Here is a 13,823-nt window from a genome sequence, read left to right on the forward strand (position 1 = left end):
TCACGGGAACCGGGGCGCCCCGGTTTCGCTCGGGGCGCCCCGGGGATTCATCCCACCCTGACGGCGCCCGGTGGCACCAGACGCGGCGGGGCCGGCCGTCGCCAGGGCGGCGGCGAGGGCGCAGCACAGGGCGAGCAGGATCGCGTACGCCCGTCTCATGTCACGCACCCTCCTTCACGGTGTCGGCGACGGGTATCCCGAAGTCCGGTGTGCCGTCCGGCTTCCAGCCGAGCTTCTGGACCCGGGTGTGCCGGTTGGGGTCGTGCAGCGGGTCGCCGGTGATCTCCTTGTACTGGCGGGCGTGGTAGACGAGGACGTCGGTACGGCCGTCCTCGGCGACGGTGAAGCAGTTGTGCCCGGGGCCGTACTGCTTCGTGGTGTCGTTGCTGGTGAAGACCGGGACGGGCGACTTGGCCCAGCTCCGCGCGTCCAGCAGGTCGCTGTGCGCGTCGGCGGTCAGCAGGCCCACGCAGTAGTGCCAGTCCGTGGCGCTGGCCGAGTAGGTGAGGAAGACCCGGCCGTTGCGTTGCAGGACGTACGGCCCCTCGTTGACCTTGTAGCCGACGCACTCCCAGTCGTACTCGGGGGTGGACAGCCGGACCTGGGGTCCGGTGAGGGTCCACGGGTCGGCCATCTTCGAGATCCACAGCGCGGTGTTGTTGTCCATGCCGGGCTCGTGCTGGGCCCACACGAGGTAGCGGGTGCCACGGTGCTTGAAGGTGGTGGCGTCCAGGGAGAAGGTCTCCCACGCGGTCTTGATCCGGCCCCGCTCCACCCACGTGCCCTGGAAGGGATCGGCGTGGGCGTTCTCCAGCACCCAGATGCGGATGGCCCACACGTCCTCCGCCGGGGCCGAGGCGAAGTAGATGTACCACTTGCCACCGATCCGGTGCAGCTCCGGCGCCCAGATGTGGGCACCCATCGGGCCGGTCGCGTGCGCCCGCCAGATCACCGACTCGGCGGCGGCGCCCAGGCCGTTCAGGGTGCGGGAGCGACGCAGGACGATGCGGTCGTACTCGGGGACGGTGGCCGTGAAGTAGTAGAGACCGTCGGTGTGGCGGGTGATGTGCGGGTCGGCGCGCTGGAGGACTAGGGGGTTCACGAGGGGGGTCGTCGCGGGCGGGTGGGTCTTGGGGGTCGCGGGGGCGGCCTGGGCGAGGCCGGGGCCGGCCGCCAGGGCACCGGCGGCGAGCGCGGCCCCCTTCAGCATCAGTCTGCGGCCGGGGGCTTCTGGCAGGTCGTTGTCGCGGCTCATGCGGACTGCCTCTCGGTGGGGAAGCGGTGCCTTCGAGGACTGTCGGATCAAGAACTGCTCACGGCATTCGATATCTCGAACATCATCTGTGATACCGAACGCCGAAAAGGTAAGGGCGGGTCACGAGGGGGTCAATGGGTCCGACGGAGAAAGCGCGACAGAGGGGAAAGCCCTTTCCCCTCCCCGTTCGACTAGCGTCGTGACCATGACCAGCCACACCTCCCCCAGCCTCGCCGACGCCCTCGCCACCGGGACGGTCGTGCTCGACGGCGGCATGTCCAACCAGCTCGAGGCGGCCGGGCACGACCTCGGCGACGAGCTGTGGTCGGCGCGGCTGCTCGCCGAGCGGCCCGACGCGGTCACCGAGGCCCACCTCGCCTACTTCCTGGCGGGCGCGAGCGTGGCCATCACGGCCAGCTACCAGGCCACCTTCGAGGGGTTCGGCAAGCGTGGCATCGGCCGCGAGGAAGCCGCGCGGCTGCTCGGCCTCAGCGTGGAACTGGCCCGTACGGCGGCCCGGCGGGCGGCGGACGCGGGCAGCGAGCGCCCGCTGTGGGTGGCCGCTTCCGTCGGCCCCTACGGGGCGATGCTCGCGGACGGCTCCGAGTACCGGGGCCGGTACGGGCTGAGCGTGGCCGAGCTGGAGCGGTTCCACCGGCCCCGGATCGAGGTGCTGGCCGCCGCCGAGCCGGACGTCCTGGCGCTGGAGACCGTCCCGGACGCCGACGAGGCCGCCGCGCTGCTGCGGGCGGTGCGGGGGCTGGGGGTGCCGGCCTGGCTGTCGTACACCGTCGAGGGCCTGCGGACGCGGGCCGGGCAGCCCCTGGAGGAGGCGTTCGGCCTCGCCGCCGATGCCGACGAGGTGATCGCGGTCGGCGTCAACTGCTGTGCGCCGGAGGATGTGCCGGGCGCGGTGGAGATCGCGGCGCGTGTGACCGGCAAGCCGGTCGTGGTGTACCCCAACAGCGGGGAGGCCTGGGACGCCCGGGCACGGACCTGGCGCGGGCGCACCACGTTCGGCGCCGAGCAGGTCAAGGCGTGGCGGGAGGCGGGAGCACGATTGATCGGAGGGTGCTGCCGGGTGGGGCCGGAGGCGATCGCGGGGATCGCCGGGGCGCTCGCCGCGTAGGGGCGGGCCGGGCCGGTCGCTGCCGCGCCGGGGCCGGAGCCGTCTTGGAGAAGGCTTCGGCGAAGACGGACTGCGGGCCGGCCGCCGGTCCGCCGGCAGCGACGCGTCCGCTGCCGGGCACGCGTGTGCGGTGCGGATTCGGTGGCGGCGGCCGGCGGGTGAGGCGGGCGGACCGGACCGGTGACCGGCGACTCACGCCGCCCGGCCGGGCGCCGCACCGCCCCTCGGGCGACCGGGCGGGACGCTCAGAAGATCCTCGCCCCGATCCGCCCGAGGATGGTGAAGGCGTGTGTGCCGTAGACGGCGAAGACCGCGATGGCGGCGAGGGCGACCAGGGCGAGGGGAGCGGCCCAGGTGAGACGGATCTTCATGCGAGCTGCCTTCCTTTCACAGGTTCGGGTCGGGTCGTGCTTCCGACGGTCAGAACGGTGTCGCAGCGGTCGCGGACCGCGTCGTTGTGGGTGGCGATGACGACGGCGCAGCCGTCCTCGCTCATCGTGCGCAGGATGTCGACGACCAGGGTGGTGTTGTCGTGGTCGAGCGCGCCGGTGGGCTCGTCGGCCAGGACGAGGGCGGGCTGCTTGACGATGAGGCGGGCCAGGGCGACGCGCTGCTGTTCGCCACCGCTGAGCCGGTGCACCTGTTCCTTCTCCCGGCCTGCCAGCCCGACGCGGTCGAGCGCGTCGGCGACGGTCGGAGCGTTCGCCCTCTTCCGCCGTGGCCTCATGGCGACTTCCAGGTTGGCGGCGACGCTCGCGTTCTCGATCAGGGCGTAGTTCTGGAAGAGGTAGCCGAGGACGTCGCGCCGGTAGTGACGGGCGGCGCGCGGGCCGAAGCCCGTGATGTCCCGGCCCTCGTGGCGGATCGCGCCGGAGCTCGGGGTGTCGAGAAGGCCGAGGCAGTTCAGCAGCGTCGACTTGCCGGAGCCGCTCGGCCCGACCAGCGCCAGCAACTGGCCTCCCCGAACGGTGAATTCGAGGCCGGACCACAGGGTACGCGGGCCGTAGGACTTGCGCAGGTTCTCAATCTCGATCACGAGGTGGCTCCGATGGGACGGTGGCGGGTCACGACTCTGCCGCCCCTTCCTTGACGATCCGACGGTGGAAGAAGGCCAGGGCCGCGAGCACCGCGGCGATCTCTACGGCGACGAGTCCGGCGTTGGCGCCGAGGTCGAGGCCGGTGATGTGGACGGGTTCCGCGGGCGGTTTGAGGCCGGTTCTCCGGTACTCCTCCAGCTCCTGGTTCTGCCACCACACCTGGAAGGGCACCCATACGGCGAGGAGGACGGCCAGCAGCCCCTCGACGCCCAGGAGCGCACGGTGCGTGGCCGTGAACCGCCAGCCGCTGATGTACCGGGCGAAGATGGTCTGCGCGTTCTTCCGCGAGTGGACGATGCAGACCCCGACTCCGGTGATGAGCAGCACCACGACCGCCACGGCCAGGTTGAACAACTGGAGCCGGAAGTCGGCGACGAGGTCGCGGAGCTTGAGGGCCGCGTTCTGTCCGACCGGACTCATCCCGGTGACGTAGGTCTGCAGATGGTGCTCGGCGATCCCGTCCGTCACGTCGTCCGGGTTCTTGAAGACGAGACTCTGCTGGGAGGCGTAGGCGACGTAGCCCCGGTTGCTCAGGGAGGGCGAGCCGTCGGGGAAGACGACGACCACCGGGTCGGTGACGAACGACTCGTCCGCGTCGGGGTTGGTCATGGCCTGGAGCCGGCCCCGGGGGTTGTAGGTGAACAGTCGCTGGCCGTCCTGGGCCCGCAGAGCCGTCACCCGCTCGGCCGGGATCGCCTCCGGGCGGCTCGGGTTCAGCAGTTCCGGGACCGAGGCGGCGAGACGGTCGGTGTACCGGTCGAGGTCCGCGGGGACGAGCAGTCTCACCCGGGCCTGGTCGGCCGTGGTCGCGGGGACCCGCCGCCCCGCGGCGTCGAGCACGGGCTGTGCCGCGAGATAGGACTGGTTGACGATCAGCAGGTCGCGGTCCGGGAGGCCGGCCAGGTCGCCCAGGTGCCGGAGCCTGCGGTGCCCGGCGACGATGATCTGCCCGTCCCCGTCGGCCTCGCGGAGCCAGCCGCCCACCTTCTCGTCCAGGACTTCGAAGGCGCCCTCGCTCGCCGTGCTGCCGTTGAGGGCGATCGCGGTCGTGTCGCCGATGTTCCGGTACGTCTCGATGCTGGCTTCCCGGCTCGCGATGTTCTGACCGGCCATGACGACGTCGCCGGCGATGCTCACCGCGAGCAGGAGGGCGGGGATCCGTACCAGATAGGTGCTCATCGCGGCGGTCCGGGCCGGGAGTTCGCCCTTCAGCGCGCGCAGCAGTCCGGTCTGGGAGGTGAGCTGGAGCGTGATCGCGTGCACGGCGACGGAGACGAGACCGAGGACGGCGGCGAGACCCAGGGCGACGAGGGTGAAGACGCCGATCCAGGCCAGTCCGTTGTAGAGGCCGAGCAGCAGCAGAACCAGGGCGGTCACCCCGCCGAAGGCCGCCGCCCAGAAGGTGGCCAGTTGCCGCAGGTCCCGCAGCAGTATCTGCCCGAACGACCTGCCCTGGAGGCGCTGCACCCCGTATCCCTTGGCGCTGAGCATGACGCCGGCGCCCGTCATCGTCACGACGGCGAGGGTGACGACGAAGAAGGAGCGGAGCAGGGCGCTGTCGGAGTAGGCCGGGGTGAGCTGCCCGAGCGAGTAGGGGCGGTAGGGCGCCGCCTCGAACCCGAGATCCGTGAACGTCCGGACCAGTTCGTCGACGTCCCGGTCCGAGCCGAACACGTAGTAGTAGCCACGCGGGTCGCGGTTGCCCAGCTCGGCGACGGGGTGCACGTCGGTGCGGTAGTCGCGGTCGAAGGCGGGGTAACCGTCGCGCAGCCAGTCGGAGTGGGGTCCGCCGGGGGCCAGATAGAGATGCCGACGGCTGTACGGCTCCTTGAGGTCGGGGGTCTCGCGCGCGACCGTCGCCTGGTGGGACTGGGCGAACTCGGCCAGGACACGGGTGACGTGCGCCCCGCTGGTCTCCCCCTTGGTGTCCGTCACCCAGACGACGGCCGTGTGCCCCATGACCCAGCGTCCGTCGAGGTCTCGGAGGAACAGGAAGGAGAGCACTGCGGAGAACGCCAGTACGGCGGCGTGAACGAACTTGATACTTCGGTGCAGCATCGACGACCCAGATCGGGGAGCGCAGCTCCGGGAGGGCAGAACGGGCAGGGAGTGGACCGCCCGCGGGGAGACATGGCATTCTCTCCGCGGGCGGAGGCGCTCACCTCACCACGAGGGACAGGGGCTCATCGGCCCCGGTGGGTCAGCAGCTCGTCTTGTAGTACGTCTTGTTGCCGTACAGCGCAGCGTCGGCCTGGGTGATGCTCCAGTTGCCCGCGCTCGCCTCGTCGGTGTCGATGTACTCACCGACGGACGTCGAGCCGTGGCACCGGCTGGACAGGTAGTAGTCCGACCACACGTACGAGGTGCCGGCTCCGTGGTCCCAGGTGCCACCCTCCGCCGGGTAGGAGATGGTGGCCAGGGCCGGCGTGGCACCGGCGATGACGAGGGCACCGGCGGCAATCGCGACCTTCAGGCTGCGCTTGGTCTTCACAGGGATCTTCTCTCTCTCCATGACATGATCTCGCCTTTGGCTTGATATGGGCCTTGTTTGGCTTGATCTTGATCTTGATCGAGCAGGACTCTCCCAAGGACCTAAAGGTCTGTCAAGTTTTCGGTAATACAACGGACTTGGAGCCCAAAAGGTGCTTAGCGATCTTCACAAGGGCTGCACATCTGACGGCCCGTCACCGGCGGGAGAAGAGGTCGCGGACAGCCGTGCTCACGGGAGCAACCGCTGCGGCAGGCACGGTTCTTGAACGCCGTCAGCGGCGCCGGGCCGCCACCGAGCGCCGCAGACGCCGTACCGCTGCCGCCAGCTCGGCCCCCGGCGCCCGGACCTCGGACGCGGGGCCGGGCTCCGGGACGGTGCGGGCCGCCGGCCAGAGGCCGATCTCCGCGTCCCGTGGACCGTGCGCGGTACGCGGCACTCCGTCGCCGAAGACCCGCACCGGGTGGGTCGCGTCCCAGGCCGCCCAGCCGGGGTCCCCGGTCGTCACGAACCGCACCCAGGCGGTGTGCATCGCGTCGGCCAGCTCCTGCGGGGCGCCCTCACCGGCCAGCTTCCGCGACTCGGGCACGTCCCCGCTGTCGAAGACGAACCCCAGCTCCAGGGCATGGCAGGCACCGAGGCCGGGCAACCGGGAGGGCCACGCGAACTCGTACAGGTGACTGGCGCCGGGGCGGGCGTCGGCGATCCGGTGCAGCGGCACCCGAAGCAGGTGGTCGGTGACCATCTGGCCGACGATCTCGGCGGTCCCGGCGTCCGGATGCAGCGCCCGGTAGCCGCGCGGTATCTCGTGCCCGGCGTGGCAGCGGGCCATCGCCCCGGCCAGGGCGACCGCGCCGAGCCGGTCGACGTGCTCCAGCAGTCCCCCGGGCACCAGCCACAGCCGGTACTCGTCCCGGGTCCACCCCATGAGCAGTTCGACGTCCGGGGCGGCGGCGCCTTCGGTCAGCGCCTTCAACGGGTCGCCGGGCACGAGGTCGCCGTCCACGACGATGCCGAACCCGGGTCCGCCCAGCACCGGGCTGCTGAGCCGTCCGACCTCGGCCTGTGTGCGCAGCAGCAGTTCACGGTCGACCGCCGCGAACGCCTCGGCGGTGGCGGGGATCTTCAGCCGGGCGGCCATCCGGCGCACCATCCGCCGCACCTTGTCCCGCTCGCAGACCTCGGGCGCGCCGCTCTGCAGGACCGCCCGCCGGACCAGGCCGCGCGTCTGGGGCGCGGCGAGGAGGACGCCTGCGCTGATGGCCCCGGCCGACTGGCCGCACAGGGTGATCCGGCCGGGGTCGCCGCCGAAGGCCTCGATCGTCTCGTGCACCCAGCGCAGCGCGGCGAGCTGGTCGCGCAGGCCGGGGTTCGGGGGCGCGTCGGGGAACAGTCCGTAGCCCTCCACCCCCAGACGGTAGTTGACCGAGACGCAGACGACCCCGTCGCGGGCGAAGGTGCTGCCGTCGTACACGGGCACCGCCGAGGAACCCCTGGTCAGCGCGCCGCCGTGCAGCCAGACCAGCACCGGGAGCCGGGCGCCGGGGCCCGGCTCGGGGGTCCAGACGTTCAGGTTGAGGCAGTCGTCGCCGGGGATCACGGGGTCGGACAGGTACTGGGCGAACGCCTCGGAGTACGGCGGCTTCGGCGCGGTCGGCCCGAAGGCGCCGGCGTCCCGGACCCCGTCCCAGGGCTCGGGCGGCCGGGGCGGGCGGAACCGCAGGGGGCCGAAGGGCGGGGCGGCGTACGGGATGCCCCGGAAGACCGCGATCCCCCGCTCGTACCTGCCGCGTACGGCCCCGTGGGGCGTTTCGACCACGGGGCCCGTCCGGTCTGCCGCCATCGCCCACCAGCCCTTCGCCACGTGCGCGTGCCGTGTTCATCCAGAGCACCACATCGCGCGGACCTATTCCGGTGCACAGGTCCTGGATGTGGGCTGTTCGGTGTACGGCGAGTTTCGAAAGTCCCCGTAGGCGCCATCCCGTGAATCCCCCTGTCTTCCCGCCGTCTTGACCCGCACCTATCGTAGGAAGCGCTTTCTGCACCGTCGGTGAGCAGACCGCGGAAGCAGCGTTGGTCGCAACTTTCGATGGCCCACGGGCGGGCCGGAGAGGTGGTTCCCTATGGTCCGTGCGGGGAGTGCGAGCGTGACGGCCGGGCCGACGCTGGCGGTGGTGGCCCGGGAGGCGGGCGTATCGGTGCCCACCGCGTCGAAGGTGGTCAACGGGCGCGAGGACGTGGCCCCCGAGACGCGCCGCCGGGTGACCGAGGTGCTCGACCGGCTCGGCTATGTGCGCCGCCCCCGCTTCGACGCGGCGAGGGCGCCGGGCCTGGTGGACCTGGTGCTGCCATCACTGGAGAGTTCCTGGTCGGGTGCGGTGCTGCACGGGGTGGAGGCGGCGGCGTACGAGGCGGGCCTGGAGGTGGTCGTCTCGGCCGGCCCGGCCCGGTCCCCGGGCGCCCGCCCGGAGCGCGACTGGCTGGACAAGCTGACCGCGCGCGGCTCCTCGGGCGTGCTGGTCGACCTGGCGGAGCTGTCCCCGTCCCAGTACGCCTGGCTGGACCATCACCGCATCCCGTACGTGCTCATCGACCCGGCGCACGAGCCGCCGGCCGGCGTGGTGTCGGTCGGGGCGGCCAACTGGCAGGGCGGGGTGAGCGCTACCGAGCATCTGCTGGGGCTCGGGCACGAGCGGATCGCGGTGATGGCCGGGCACCGGCGGACGATGGCCGACGGCGCCCGGGTGGCCGGCTACCGCTCGGCGCTCGCCTCCGCGGGAGTGCGGCACCGCGCCGAGTACGTGCGGCACGCGGGCCACGACGAGACCACCGCCCGGCTGCGCACCCACGAGCTGCTGGACCTGCCCGAACCGCCGACCGCGGTGTTCGTGTGCTCGGACCGGATGGCGTTCGGGGTGTACGCGGCGCTGGCCGAGCGGGAGTTGCGGGTGCCGGACGATGTGAGCGTGGTGGGTTTCGACGATCTGCCCGAGGCGCGCTGGGTCACCCCGGCGCTGACGACCGTACGCCAGCCGCTGGCCGAGATGGCCGCGACGGCGCTGCGGCTGCTGGTGCGGATGATGCGGGGCGACAGCCCCGAGGGGACGCGGACGGAGCTGTCGACACGGCTGGTTCAGCGCGCGAGCACGGCCCCGCCCGCGAACCGCCCCGCCTCGACCTGAACATCCCCCGGCCGGGGCGACCGCGCCGAGCCTGTCTACGTGCTCCAGCAGTCCGCCGGGCACCGGCGACAGCCGGTACCCGTCCCGGGCGCACCCCCGTGGACTTCACCGACCGGCCGGCTGCTCGCCGGACCGAGCGGCCAACTGCGCGAGGTCGGCAGCCGGTTCGGGCGCGGGAGGTGACCCTGCCCCGGGGAGGTCGTTTGCCGGGCATGAAGCACTCCACGCGTATCGCCGCGGCCCTCTCCGTGGCCGCGGTCGCCCTGGTCACCGCCTACGGCACGGCCCATGCCGCCTGCCGCACCCTCGCCCCGGGACAGCAGCGCGCCACCGTGGCCTCCCCCGTCGACGAGCACGACCCGAAGGAGGACGTCGAACTCGACGAGAACGGCCGCCCCGACCTCAAGGAGGACTGAGTCCGGCGGCCGGCCGCCCGGAGCCGGTGACACGGTGACGGCCGGGCACCTCCCGCAGGGGGGTGCCCGGCCGTCGTGTCGTCCGGTGGTCGCTCAGTCCTCCTCGCCCCGGTCGGCCCCGACGAGGGCCTCGACCACGTCCACGGCGCTGCCGTCGTGGTCGCTGCCGGCGGTGCCGCTGCCGGTCTGGAGGTTGGCCGCGCGATCGACTTCGAGCCAGGAGTCGGCGTGGGAGTTGTCGATCACGGTGATCAGGCTCCCGGACGCGACGGCGGGTACGGCGCCGGCTCCGAGGAGCACGGCGACGACCGCCGTGGCCATGCCGAGCCGCGGTACGGCACCGCTCACACGCCCACACCCTCGGGGGTGAGCCGCTCGCGCGCGATGTTGCGCTCCAGCAGGCTGGTGGAGGCCTTCACGCCGACGCCGCTCGCGGGGTCCACCTCCGGCAGCCGGCCGTCGGCCGCCTTCAGGCCGGCGAGCGCGGAGTCCATCGCCTCGTGCGCGGCGAACAGGCACGGGGTGCTGTAGATGGCGACGTCCACGCCTAGGTCGGACAGTTCACCGAGGGACAACCGGGGCGACTTGCCGCCCGCGATCTGGTTGAACAGCAGCGGCTTGTCCCCGACGACCTCGCGGATCCGCTTGATCCACTCGACGCTGCGCACCCCGTCGACCAGCACCACGTCGGCGTCGGTGGCCGCCAGCCGCTCGGCGCGGTGCAGGATGTCGTGCTCGTCGGTGGCGTCCGTGCGGGCGACGACGACCAGGTCCTTGCGGGTCTCCAGGACCTTGTGCAGCTTCTCCAGGTATTCCTCCAGGGGCAGCACCTGCTTCCCGTCGGCGTGGCCGCAGCGGCGGGGCCGCTTCTGGTCCTCCAGGATCACCCCGGAGGCACCGATGCGCTCCAGTCCCTCGACGACGTGACAGGCGACCTCGGGGTCGACGTACCCGTCGTCGATGTCGACCAGCAGGTGGTGGTGGGGGAACGCGCCGCGCAGGCGCTGGACGAAGGCCACCATGTCGGGCCAGGCGATGAATCCGATGTCCGGCAGTCCGTAGTACGAGGCCGCGAAGCCGAAGCCCGATACGAACATGCCGTCGTAGTGCTTGGCCGCGATCGACGCCGAGTACATGTCGTACACGCCGATCAGCGGTGTGGTTCCGGGACCGGCGATGCGTTCGCGCAGCTTATTACCGTAGGTCAAGGTCCGGCTCCTCCTGTGGGTGGGTGACGCGGGGCGGGAAGGGGAGGCCGCCGCGTCTCGACGCCCTTTGCCAAGACAAGAGCATCTCTAGATAGTCACGTGACCTTCCTCCTACGCCAGCTTTACTCACCCCAACGGCGCAATCGGTTCACCGCAGAAACGTCACTGAGTGGGCGTTGCCGCCCAGGTGAGACCCCCGCCCAGGTGGGCCAGGAAGACCGGGTCGCGGTAGGCGTCGACGGCGTGACCGAGGGCCGTGTAGAACACGCGTCCGCCTCCGGGACCCCGCTCGTAGCACCAGGCCAGCGGATGGTCCGCACCCATCCCGCCGCCGTCGTACGACGTCTCGTCGGCGCGCAGCAGCACGCGTGCCCCGCCGCGCGGGGCATGGTCGAAGTCGTACCACTCGTCGGTGAACTCCCACACGGGCGGCAGCTCCCGGGTGGCGGGGTGGCCGGGGTCCGCGACGAGGGCCCGGCCCGGCTGGTGGGCGGGGTGCCGGGTGAAGCGGGCGCCGAGCAGTTCGCCGTAGTACGGCCACCCGTACTCGGTGCAGGCCGCCGCGTGCACCCCGGCGAAGCCCCCGCCCGACCGGACGTACCGCGCCAGCCGCTCGCGCCCGGCCGGGGTCAGCACGTCCCCGCTGGTGGAGAGGAAGACCACGGCCGCGAACCCGTCCAGCGGCCGTTCGAGGTCCGCGGGGTCCTCGGTGTGCTCGACGGCGAACCGGCCCAGCGCCCGCACGGCGGCGACCGCGTCCGGGATGGAGTCGTGGCGGTAGTCGGCGGTACGGGTGTAGAGGAGGAGACGAGGAGGCATGCCACGGGACTCTAGGCGCGGGCGCGACGGCCCGGCAGGGCGGTCCGTCGCACCCCGGCTCCACGCCGCCGGGTCACGGGACGTTCCGCTCAACCGCCTTCGCCCACGCTGTTGTCGGGCGCTCCGTCGCCGTACGACGGCAGGTCCCCGCGCCGCACCGGTGCCGTCGCCGTGCGGGGCGGCGGCAGGAGCGCGGCGAGTTCCGCCGGTTCGGGGCGGTGGACGGCGTCCGCGGCGCTGCGGAGCACGTCGGCCGCGACCTTCTCGCCGCTGATCCGCACCACCTGGCCCTTCGCCGGTGCCAGGCAGGCGTAGCCCTCCGGGCAGTCGGCGGCGCTGCCCCGCTCGGCGTAGAGGTGGAGCACGGCGCCGTTCTTCGCCCAGTACGCGGCGGAGAAGCCGTCGTCCCCGTTCACGCCGATCGACTGCTGCGCGAGCGTGAATCCCGGTACGTCGGTGACGTAGACGAGTTCGGGCGCGATGCCCAACGCGCGCAGCCGGTCGTCCATGTCGGCGCGCTGAACGTCCGGGGACGCCGGCTCCCGGGCGTCACCGGACGCCGACGCCCGGGCATCGCCGGTGTCCGCCTTCTCGGTGCCGCATGCCGTGAGCAGCGCGGGGAGGAGCAGGAGCAGCGGCAGGGCGCGTGCGGTACGGATCATGCGCCCATGGTGCCGCACGGGCGTTCCCGGGGACGGTCCCGATCCCGTAACCTCCTGCGCGATGAACGCGATTCCGCCACTGCTGGACCATCTCGTCCTGGCCACACCCGACTTGGGCGCGACGGTCGCCGAGTTCGCGCGGCGGACCGGAGTCGCTCCGGCGCCCGGCGGGGTGCACGTCGGACTGGGTACGCGCAACCACCTGGTGGGCCTTGGCGGCCGGAGCTACCTGGAGATCCTGGGGCCCGATCCGGAGCAGCCCGAGCCGGCCGGGCCGCGGCCGTTCGGCGTCGACCGGCTGGCCGAGCCGACGGTGCTGACCTGGGCGATCAGCCCGCCCGACCTGGACGCGGCGATCGCCGGGGCGCGGGCGCGGGGCCATGACCCGGGCCCGGTACGGCCGATGAGCCGCCGCACCCCGGACGGCACCCTGCTGCGGTGGCGGCTGACCGACGCCGGCCCCGGGGAGGCGGGGGGCCTGGTGCCGTTCCTCATCGACTGGGGCGACTCCCCGCACCCGGCCGACTCGGGACTGCCGGTCACCCCGCTGCTGGCGGTGTCGGCCTCGGCGCCCGACCCGGCCCGGGTGCGCGGTCCGCTGTCGGCCCTGGGCACCTCGCTGACGCTCACCACGGGTCCGTTCGCGCTCTCCTTCACCGTGGACACCCGGAACGGACCGGTCACCTTCGGCTGACTCCGGGTCGCCGCCGCGTCGCCCTCACCTCGCTCGGCCGGCAGTTGCGCGCCGACCTGGAACCGCACCACCGTGCGATCGAAGCCGCCCTGGAGCGGGCCGCCGCCGCCGCGCGTGGTGTCGACACCGTGCTGCATGTCGGCTTCTCCAACCCGCTGACCGGCGAGATCGTGATGAAGGCGACCGAGGCACTGCGCGTCAGCCACCCCGGGCTCGCCGTGGAGATCTGTGAGGTGCCGCTCGCCGATCCGTACGGCCAGTTGCGCAAGGGCGAGTTCGACCTGCAGCTCGTCGAACTGCCCGTGCGTGAGGTGGATCTGGGCGAGGGCCCGACGCTCCTCGCGGAGGAACGCGTCCTCGCGATCGGCTCGGCGCATCCGTTCGCCGCCCGGGACTCGCTGTCCTTGGAAGACCTGACCGACGTACCGCTGCTCACGATCGTCGGCGACCTTCCCGACTACTGGCTCGAACACCACGTCCCGGCCCACGCACCGAGCGGCCGGCCGATCGCCCGCGGCCCCGGCATGACCAACATGCAGGAGGCGTTGATGCTGGTCGCCGCCGGCAAGGGCGCGTTGCTCGCACCCGCGCACACGGCTCTGTACCACGCCCGCCCCGGTGTCGCCTACGTTCCCCTCGCGGACGCGGAGCCGACCGGCTACGGCCTGGTGTGGCGGGCCGGACACGCCACCGGCGCGGTGCAGGCCTTCGCCGGAGCCGCCCGCGAGGCCGCGAGGGCCTTGGCGCAGCAAACTCCCGGGGCCGCGGTACCCGGGGCCGCACGCGCGACGCGCGCTCACCCGAACCCGACGGCGCCCTCACCGCCCGCCATATTTGAACACGTTCAATTGCGCGCCTAGTATCGGGGCCCTC

Annotated in this window: 16 protein-coding genes; 5 read left to right on the forward strand and 11 right to left on the reverse strand. The window is 72.5% G+C overall.

Annotation, left to right across the window (positions count from 1 at the left end):
* Positions 1 to 159: a hypothetical protein gene (locus OO52_RS50930; RefSeq protein WP_158712541.1), complete on the reverse strand. Its 159-nt coding sequence runs from the start codon at positions 157 to 159 to the stop codon at positions 1 to 3.
* A 1-nt stretch (position 160) separates the two neighbouring features.
* Positions 161 to 1,255, reverse strand: a complete 1,095-nt coding sequence (locus OO52_RS22935; protein WP_030645765.1) for a glycoside hydrolase family 43 protein — start codon at positions 1,253 to 1,255, stop codon at positions 161 to 163.
* Between the two features lie 205 nt (positions 1,256 to 1,460).
* On the opposite strand from OO52_RS22935, the gene mmuM reads away from it, so the two are divergent.
* Positions 1,461 to 2,384: a homocysteine S-methyltransferase gene (gene mmuM, locus OO52_RS22940; RefSeq protein ID WP_030645766.1), complete on the forward strand. Its 924-nt coding sequence runs from the start codon at positions 1,461 to 1,463 to the stop codon at positions 2,382 to 2,384.
* A 245-nt stretch (positions 2,385 to 2,629) separates the two neighbouring features.
* Here the strand turns inward: mmuM and OO52_RS54005 are convergent, their stop codons facing one another.
* The 5 genes from OO52_RS54005 to OO52_RS22960 form a co-directional block, all read right to left on the reverse strand.
* Positions 2,630 to 2,755 carry a hypothetical protein gene (locus tag OO52_RS54005; protein WP_267881440.1) on the reverse strand — a complete coding sequence of 42 codons (126 nt, stop codon included), beginning with the start codon at positions 2,753 to 2,755 and terminating at the stop codon, positions 2,630 to 2,632.
* Positions 2,752 to 3,420 carry an ABC transporter ATP-binding protein gene (locus OO52_RS22945; protein ID WP_048910224.1) on the reverse strand — a complete coding sequence of 223 codons (669 nt, stop codon included), beginning with the start codon at positions 3,418 to 3,420 and terminating at the stop codon, positions 2,752 to 2,754. The genes OO52_RS54005 and OO52_RS22945 overlap by 4 nt, the downstream gene beginning before the upstream one ends.
* A 28-nt stretch (positions 3,421 to 3,448) precedes the next feature.
* Positions 3,449 to 5,539, reverse strand: a complete 2,091-nt coding sequence (locus tag OO52_RS22950; RefSeq protein WP_030645770.1) for a bacteriocin-associated integral membrane family protein — start codon at positions 5,537 to 5,539, stop codon at positions 3,449 to 3,451.
* 142 nt (positions 5,540 to 5,681) lie between these two features.
* Entirely contained in the window at positions 5,682 to 5,993 is a 312-nt protein-coding gene (locus tag OO52_RS22955) for a lactococcin 972 family bacteriocin (protein WP_063738808.1), read from the reverse strand.
* A gap of 250 nt (positions 5,994 to 6,243) precedes the next feature.
* On the reverse strand, positions 6,244 to 7,812 hold the full coding sequence (locus OO52_RS22960; protein ID WP_030645774.1) for a carboxylesterase/lipase family protein: 1,569 nt from the start codon (positions 7,810 to 7,812) through the stop codon (positions 6,244 to 6,246).
* 280 nt (positions 7,813 to 8,092) lie between these two features.
* Here OO52_RS22960 and OO52_RS22965 point away from each other — a divergent pair, with 280 nt between their 5' ends.
* Together OO52_RS22965 and OO52_RS22970 are read left to right on the forward strand one after the other, a co-directional pair.
* Positions 8,093 to 9,151, forward strand: coding sequence for a LacI family DNA-binding transcriptional regulator (locus OO52_RS22965; protein ID WP_030645776.1), 1,059 nt, complete (start codon positions 8,093 to 8,095; stop codon positions 9,149 to 9,151).
* Positions 9,152 to 9,363: 212 nt separating this feature from the next.
* The gene (locus OO52_RS22970; RefSeq protein ID WP_030645778.1) at positions 9,364 to 9,567 is read left to right on the forward strand and encodes a hypothetical protein; all 204 of its coding nucleotides are present in this window, start codon (positions 9,364 to 9,366) and stop codon (positions 9,565 to 9,567) included.
* A 93-nt stretch (positions 9,568 to 9,660) separates the two neighbouring features.
* Here the strand turns inward: OO52_RS22970 and OO52_RS22975 are convergent, their stop codons facing one another.
* The 4 genes from OO52_RS22975 to OO52_RS22990 form a co-directional block, all read right to left on the reverse strand.
* A complete protein-coding gene (locus OO52_RS22975; protein ID WP_234317090.1) occupies positions 9,661 to 9,915 on the reverse strand; it encodes a hypothetical protein in 255 nt (84 codons plus the stop codon).
* A complete protein-coding gene (locus OO52_RS22980; protein WP_030645782.1) occupies positions 9,912 to 10,775 on the reverse strand; it encodes an isocitrate lyase/PEP mutase family protein in 864 nt (287 codons plus the stop codon). The genes OO52_RS22975 and OO52_RS22980 overlap by 4 nt, the downstream gene beginning before the upstream one ends.
* 162 nt (positions 10,776 to 10,937) lie before the next feature.
* Positions 10,938 to 11,594, reverse strand: a complete 657-nt coding sequence (locus OO52_RS22985) for a ThuA domain-containing protein (RefSeq protein ID WP_030645785.1) — start codon at positions 11,592 to 11,594, stop codon at positions 10,938 to 10,940.
* Between the two features lie 89 nt (positions 11,595 to 11,683).
* The gene (locus tag OO52_RS22990) at positions 11,684 to 12,256 is read right to left on the reverse strand and encodes a hypothetical protein (RefSeq protein WP_030645787.1); all 573 of its coding nucleotides are present in this window, start codon (positions 12,254 to 12,256) and stop codon (positions 11,684 to 11,686) included.
* A gap of 61 nt (positions 12,257 to 12,317) precedes the next feature.
* On the opposite strand from OO52_RS22990, the gene OO52_RS22995 reads away from it, so the two are divergent.
* Both OO52_RS22995 and OO52_RS23000 read left to right on the forward strand, forming a co-directional pair.
* Positions 12,318 to 12,950: a VOC family protein gene (locus OO52_RS22995; protein ID WP_030645789.1), complete on the forward strand. Its 633-nt coding sequence runs from the start codon at positions 12,318 to 12,320 to the stop codon at positions 12,948 to 12,950.
* Between the two features lie 44 nt (positions 12,951 to 12,994).
* A complete protein-coding gene (locus OO52_RS23000) occupies positions 12,995 to 13,810 on the forward strand; it encodes a LysR substrate-binding domain-containing protein (RefSeq protein ID WP_234337643.1) in 816 nt (271 codons plus the stop codon).
* The last annotated feature ends 13 nt before the right edge of the window (positions 13,811 to 13,823 follow it).

The sequence above is a fragment of the Streptomyces flaveolus genome (assembly GCF_000716535.1).
Classification (GTDB): domain Bacteria; phylum Actinomycetota; class Actinomycetes; order Streptomycetales; family Streptomycetaceae; genus Streptomyces; species Streptomyces flaveolus_A.

Bases quoted from the DNA above. Each gene is read 5' to 3' on its own strand.
- OO52_RS50930 (WP_158712541.1), bottom strand. From the start codon at position 159: ATGAGACGGGCGTACGCGATCCTGCTCGCCCTGTGCTGCGCCCTCGCC.
- OO52_RS22935 (WP_030645765.1), bottom strand. From the start codon at position 1,255: ATGAGCCGCGACAACGACCTGCCAGAAGCCCCCGGCCGCAGACTGATG.
- mmuM (WP_030645766.1), top strand. From the start codon at position 1,461: ATGACCAGCCACACCTCCCCCAGCCTCGCCGACGCCCTCGCCACCGGG.
- OO52_RS54005 (WP_267881440.1), bottom strand. From the start codon at position 2,755: ATGAAGATCCGTCTCACCTGGGCCGCTCCCCTCGCCCTGGTCGCCCTC.
- OO52_RS22950 (WP_030645770.1), bottom strand. From the start codon at position 5,539: ATGCTGCACCGAAGTATCAAGTTCGTTCACGCCGCCGTACTGGCGTTC.
- OO52_RS22955 (WP_063738808.1), bottom strand. From the start codon at position 5,993: ATGGAGAGAGAGAAGATCCCTGTGAAGACCAAGCGCAGCCTGAAGGTC.
- OO52_RS22960 (WP_030645774.1), bottom strand. From the start codon at position 7,812: ATGGCGGCAGACCGGACGGGCCCCGTGGTCGAAACGCCCCACGGGGCC.
- OO52_RS22965 (WP_030645776.1), top strand. From the start codon at position 8,093: ATGGTCCGTGCGGGGAGTGCGAGCGTGACGGCCGGGCCGACGCTGGCG.
- OO52_RS22970 (WP_030645778.1), top strand. From the start codon at position 9,364: ATGAAGCACTCCACGCGTATCGCCGCGGCCCTCTCCGTGGCCGCGGTC.
- OO52_RS22985 (WP_030645785.1), bottom strand. From the start codon at position 11,594: ATGCCTCCTCGTCTCCTCCTCTACACCCGTACCGCCGACTACCGCCAC.
- OO52_RS22990 (WP_030645787.1), bottom strand. From the start codon at position 12,256: ATGATCCGTACCGCACGCGCCCTGCCGCTGCTCCTGCTCCTCCCCGCG.
- OO52_RS22995 (WP_030645789.1), top strand. From the start codon at position 12,318: ATGAACGCGATTCCGCCACTGCTGGACCATCTCGTCCTGGCCACACCC.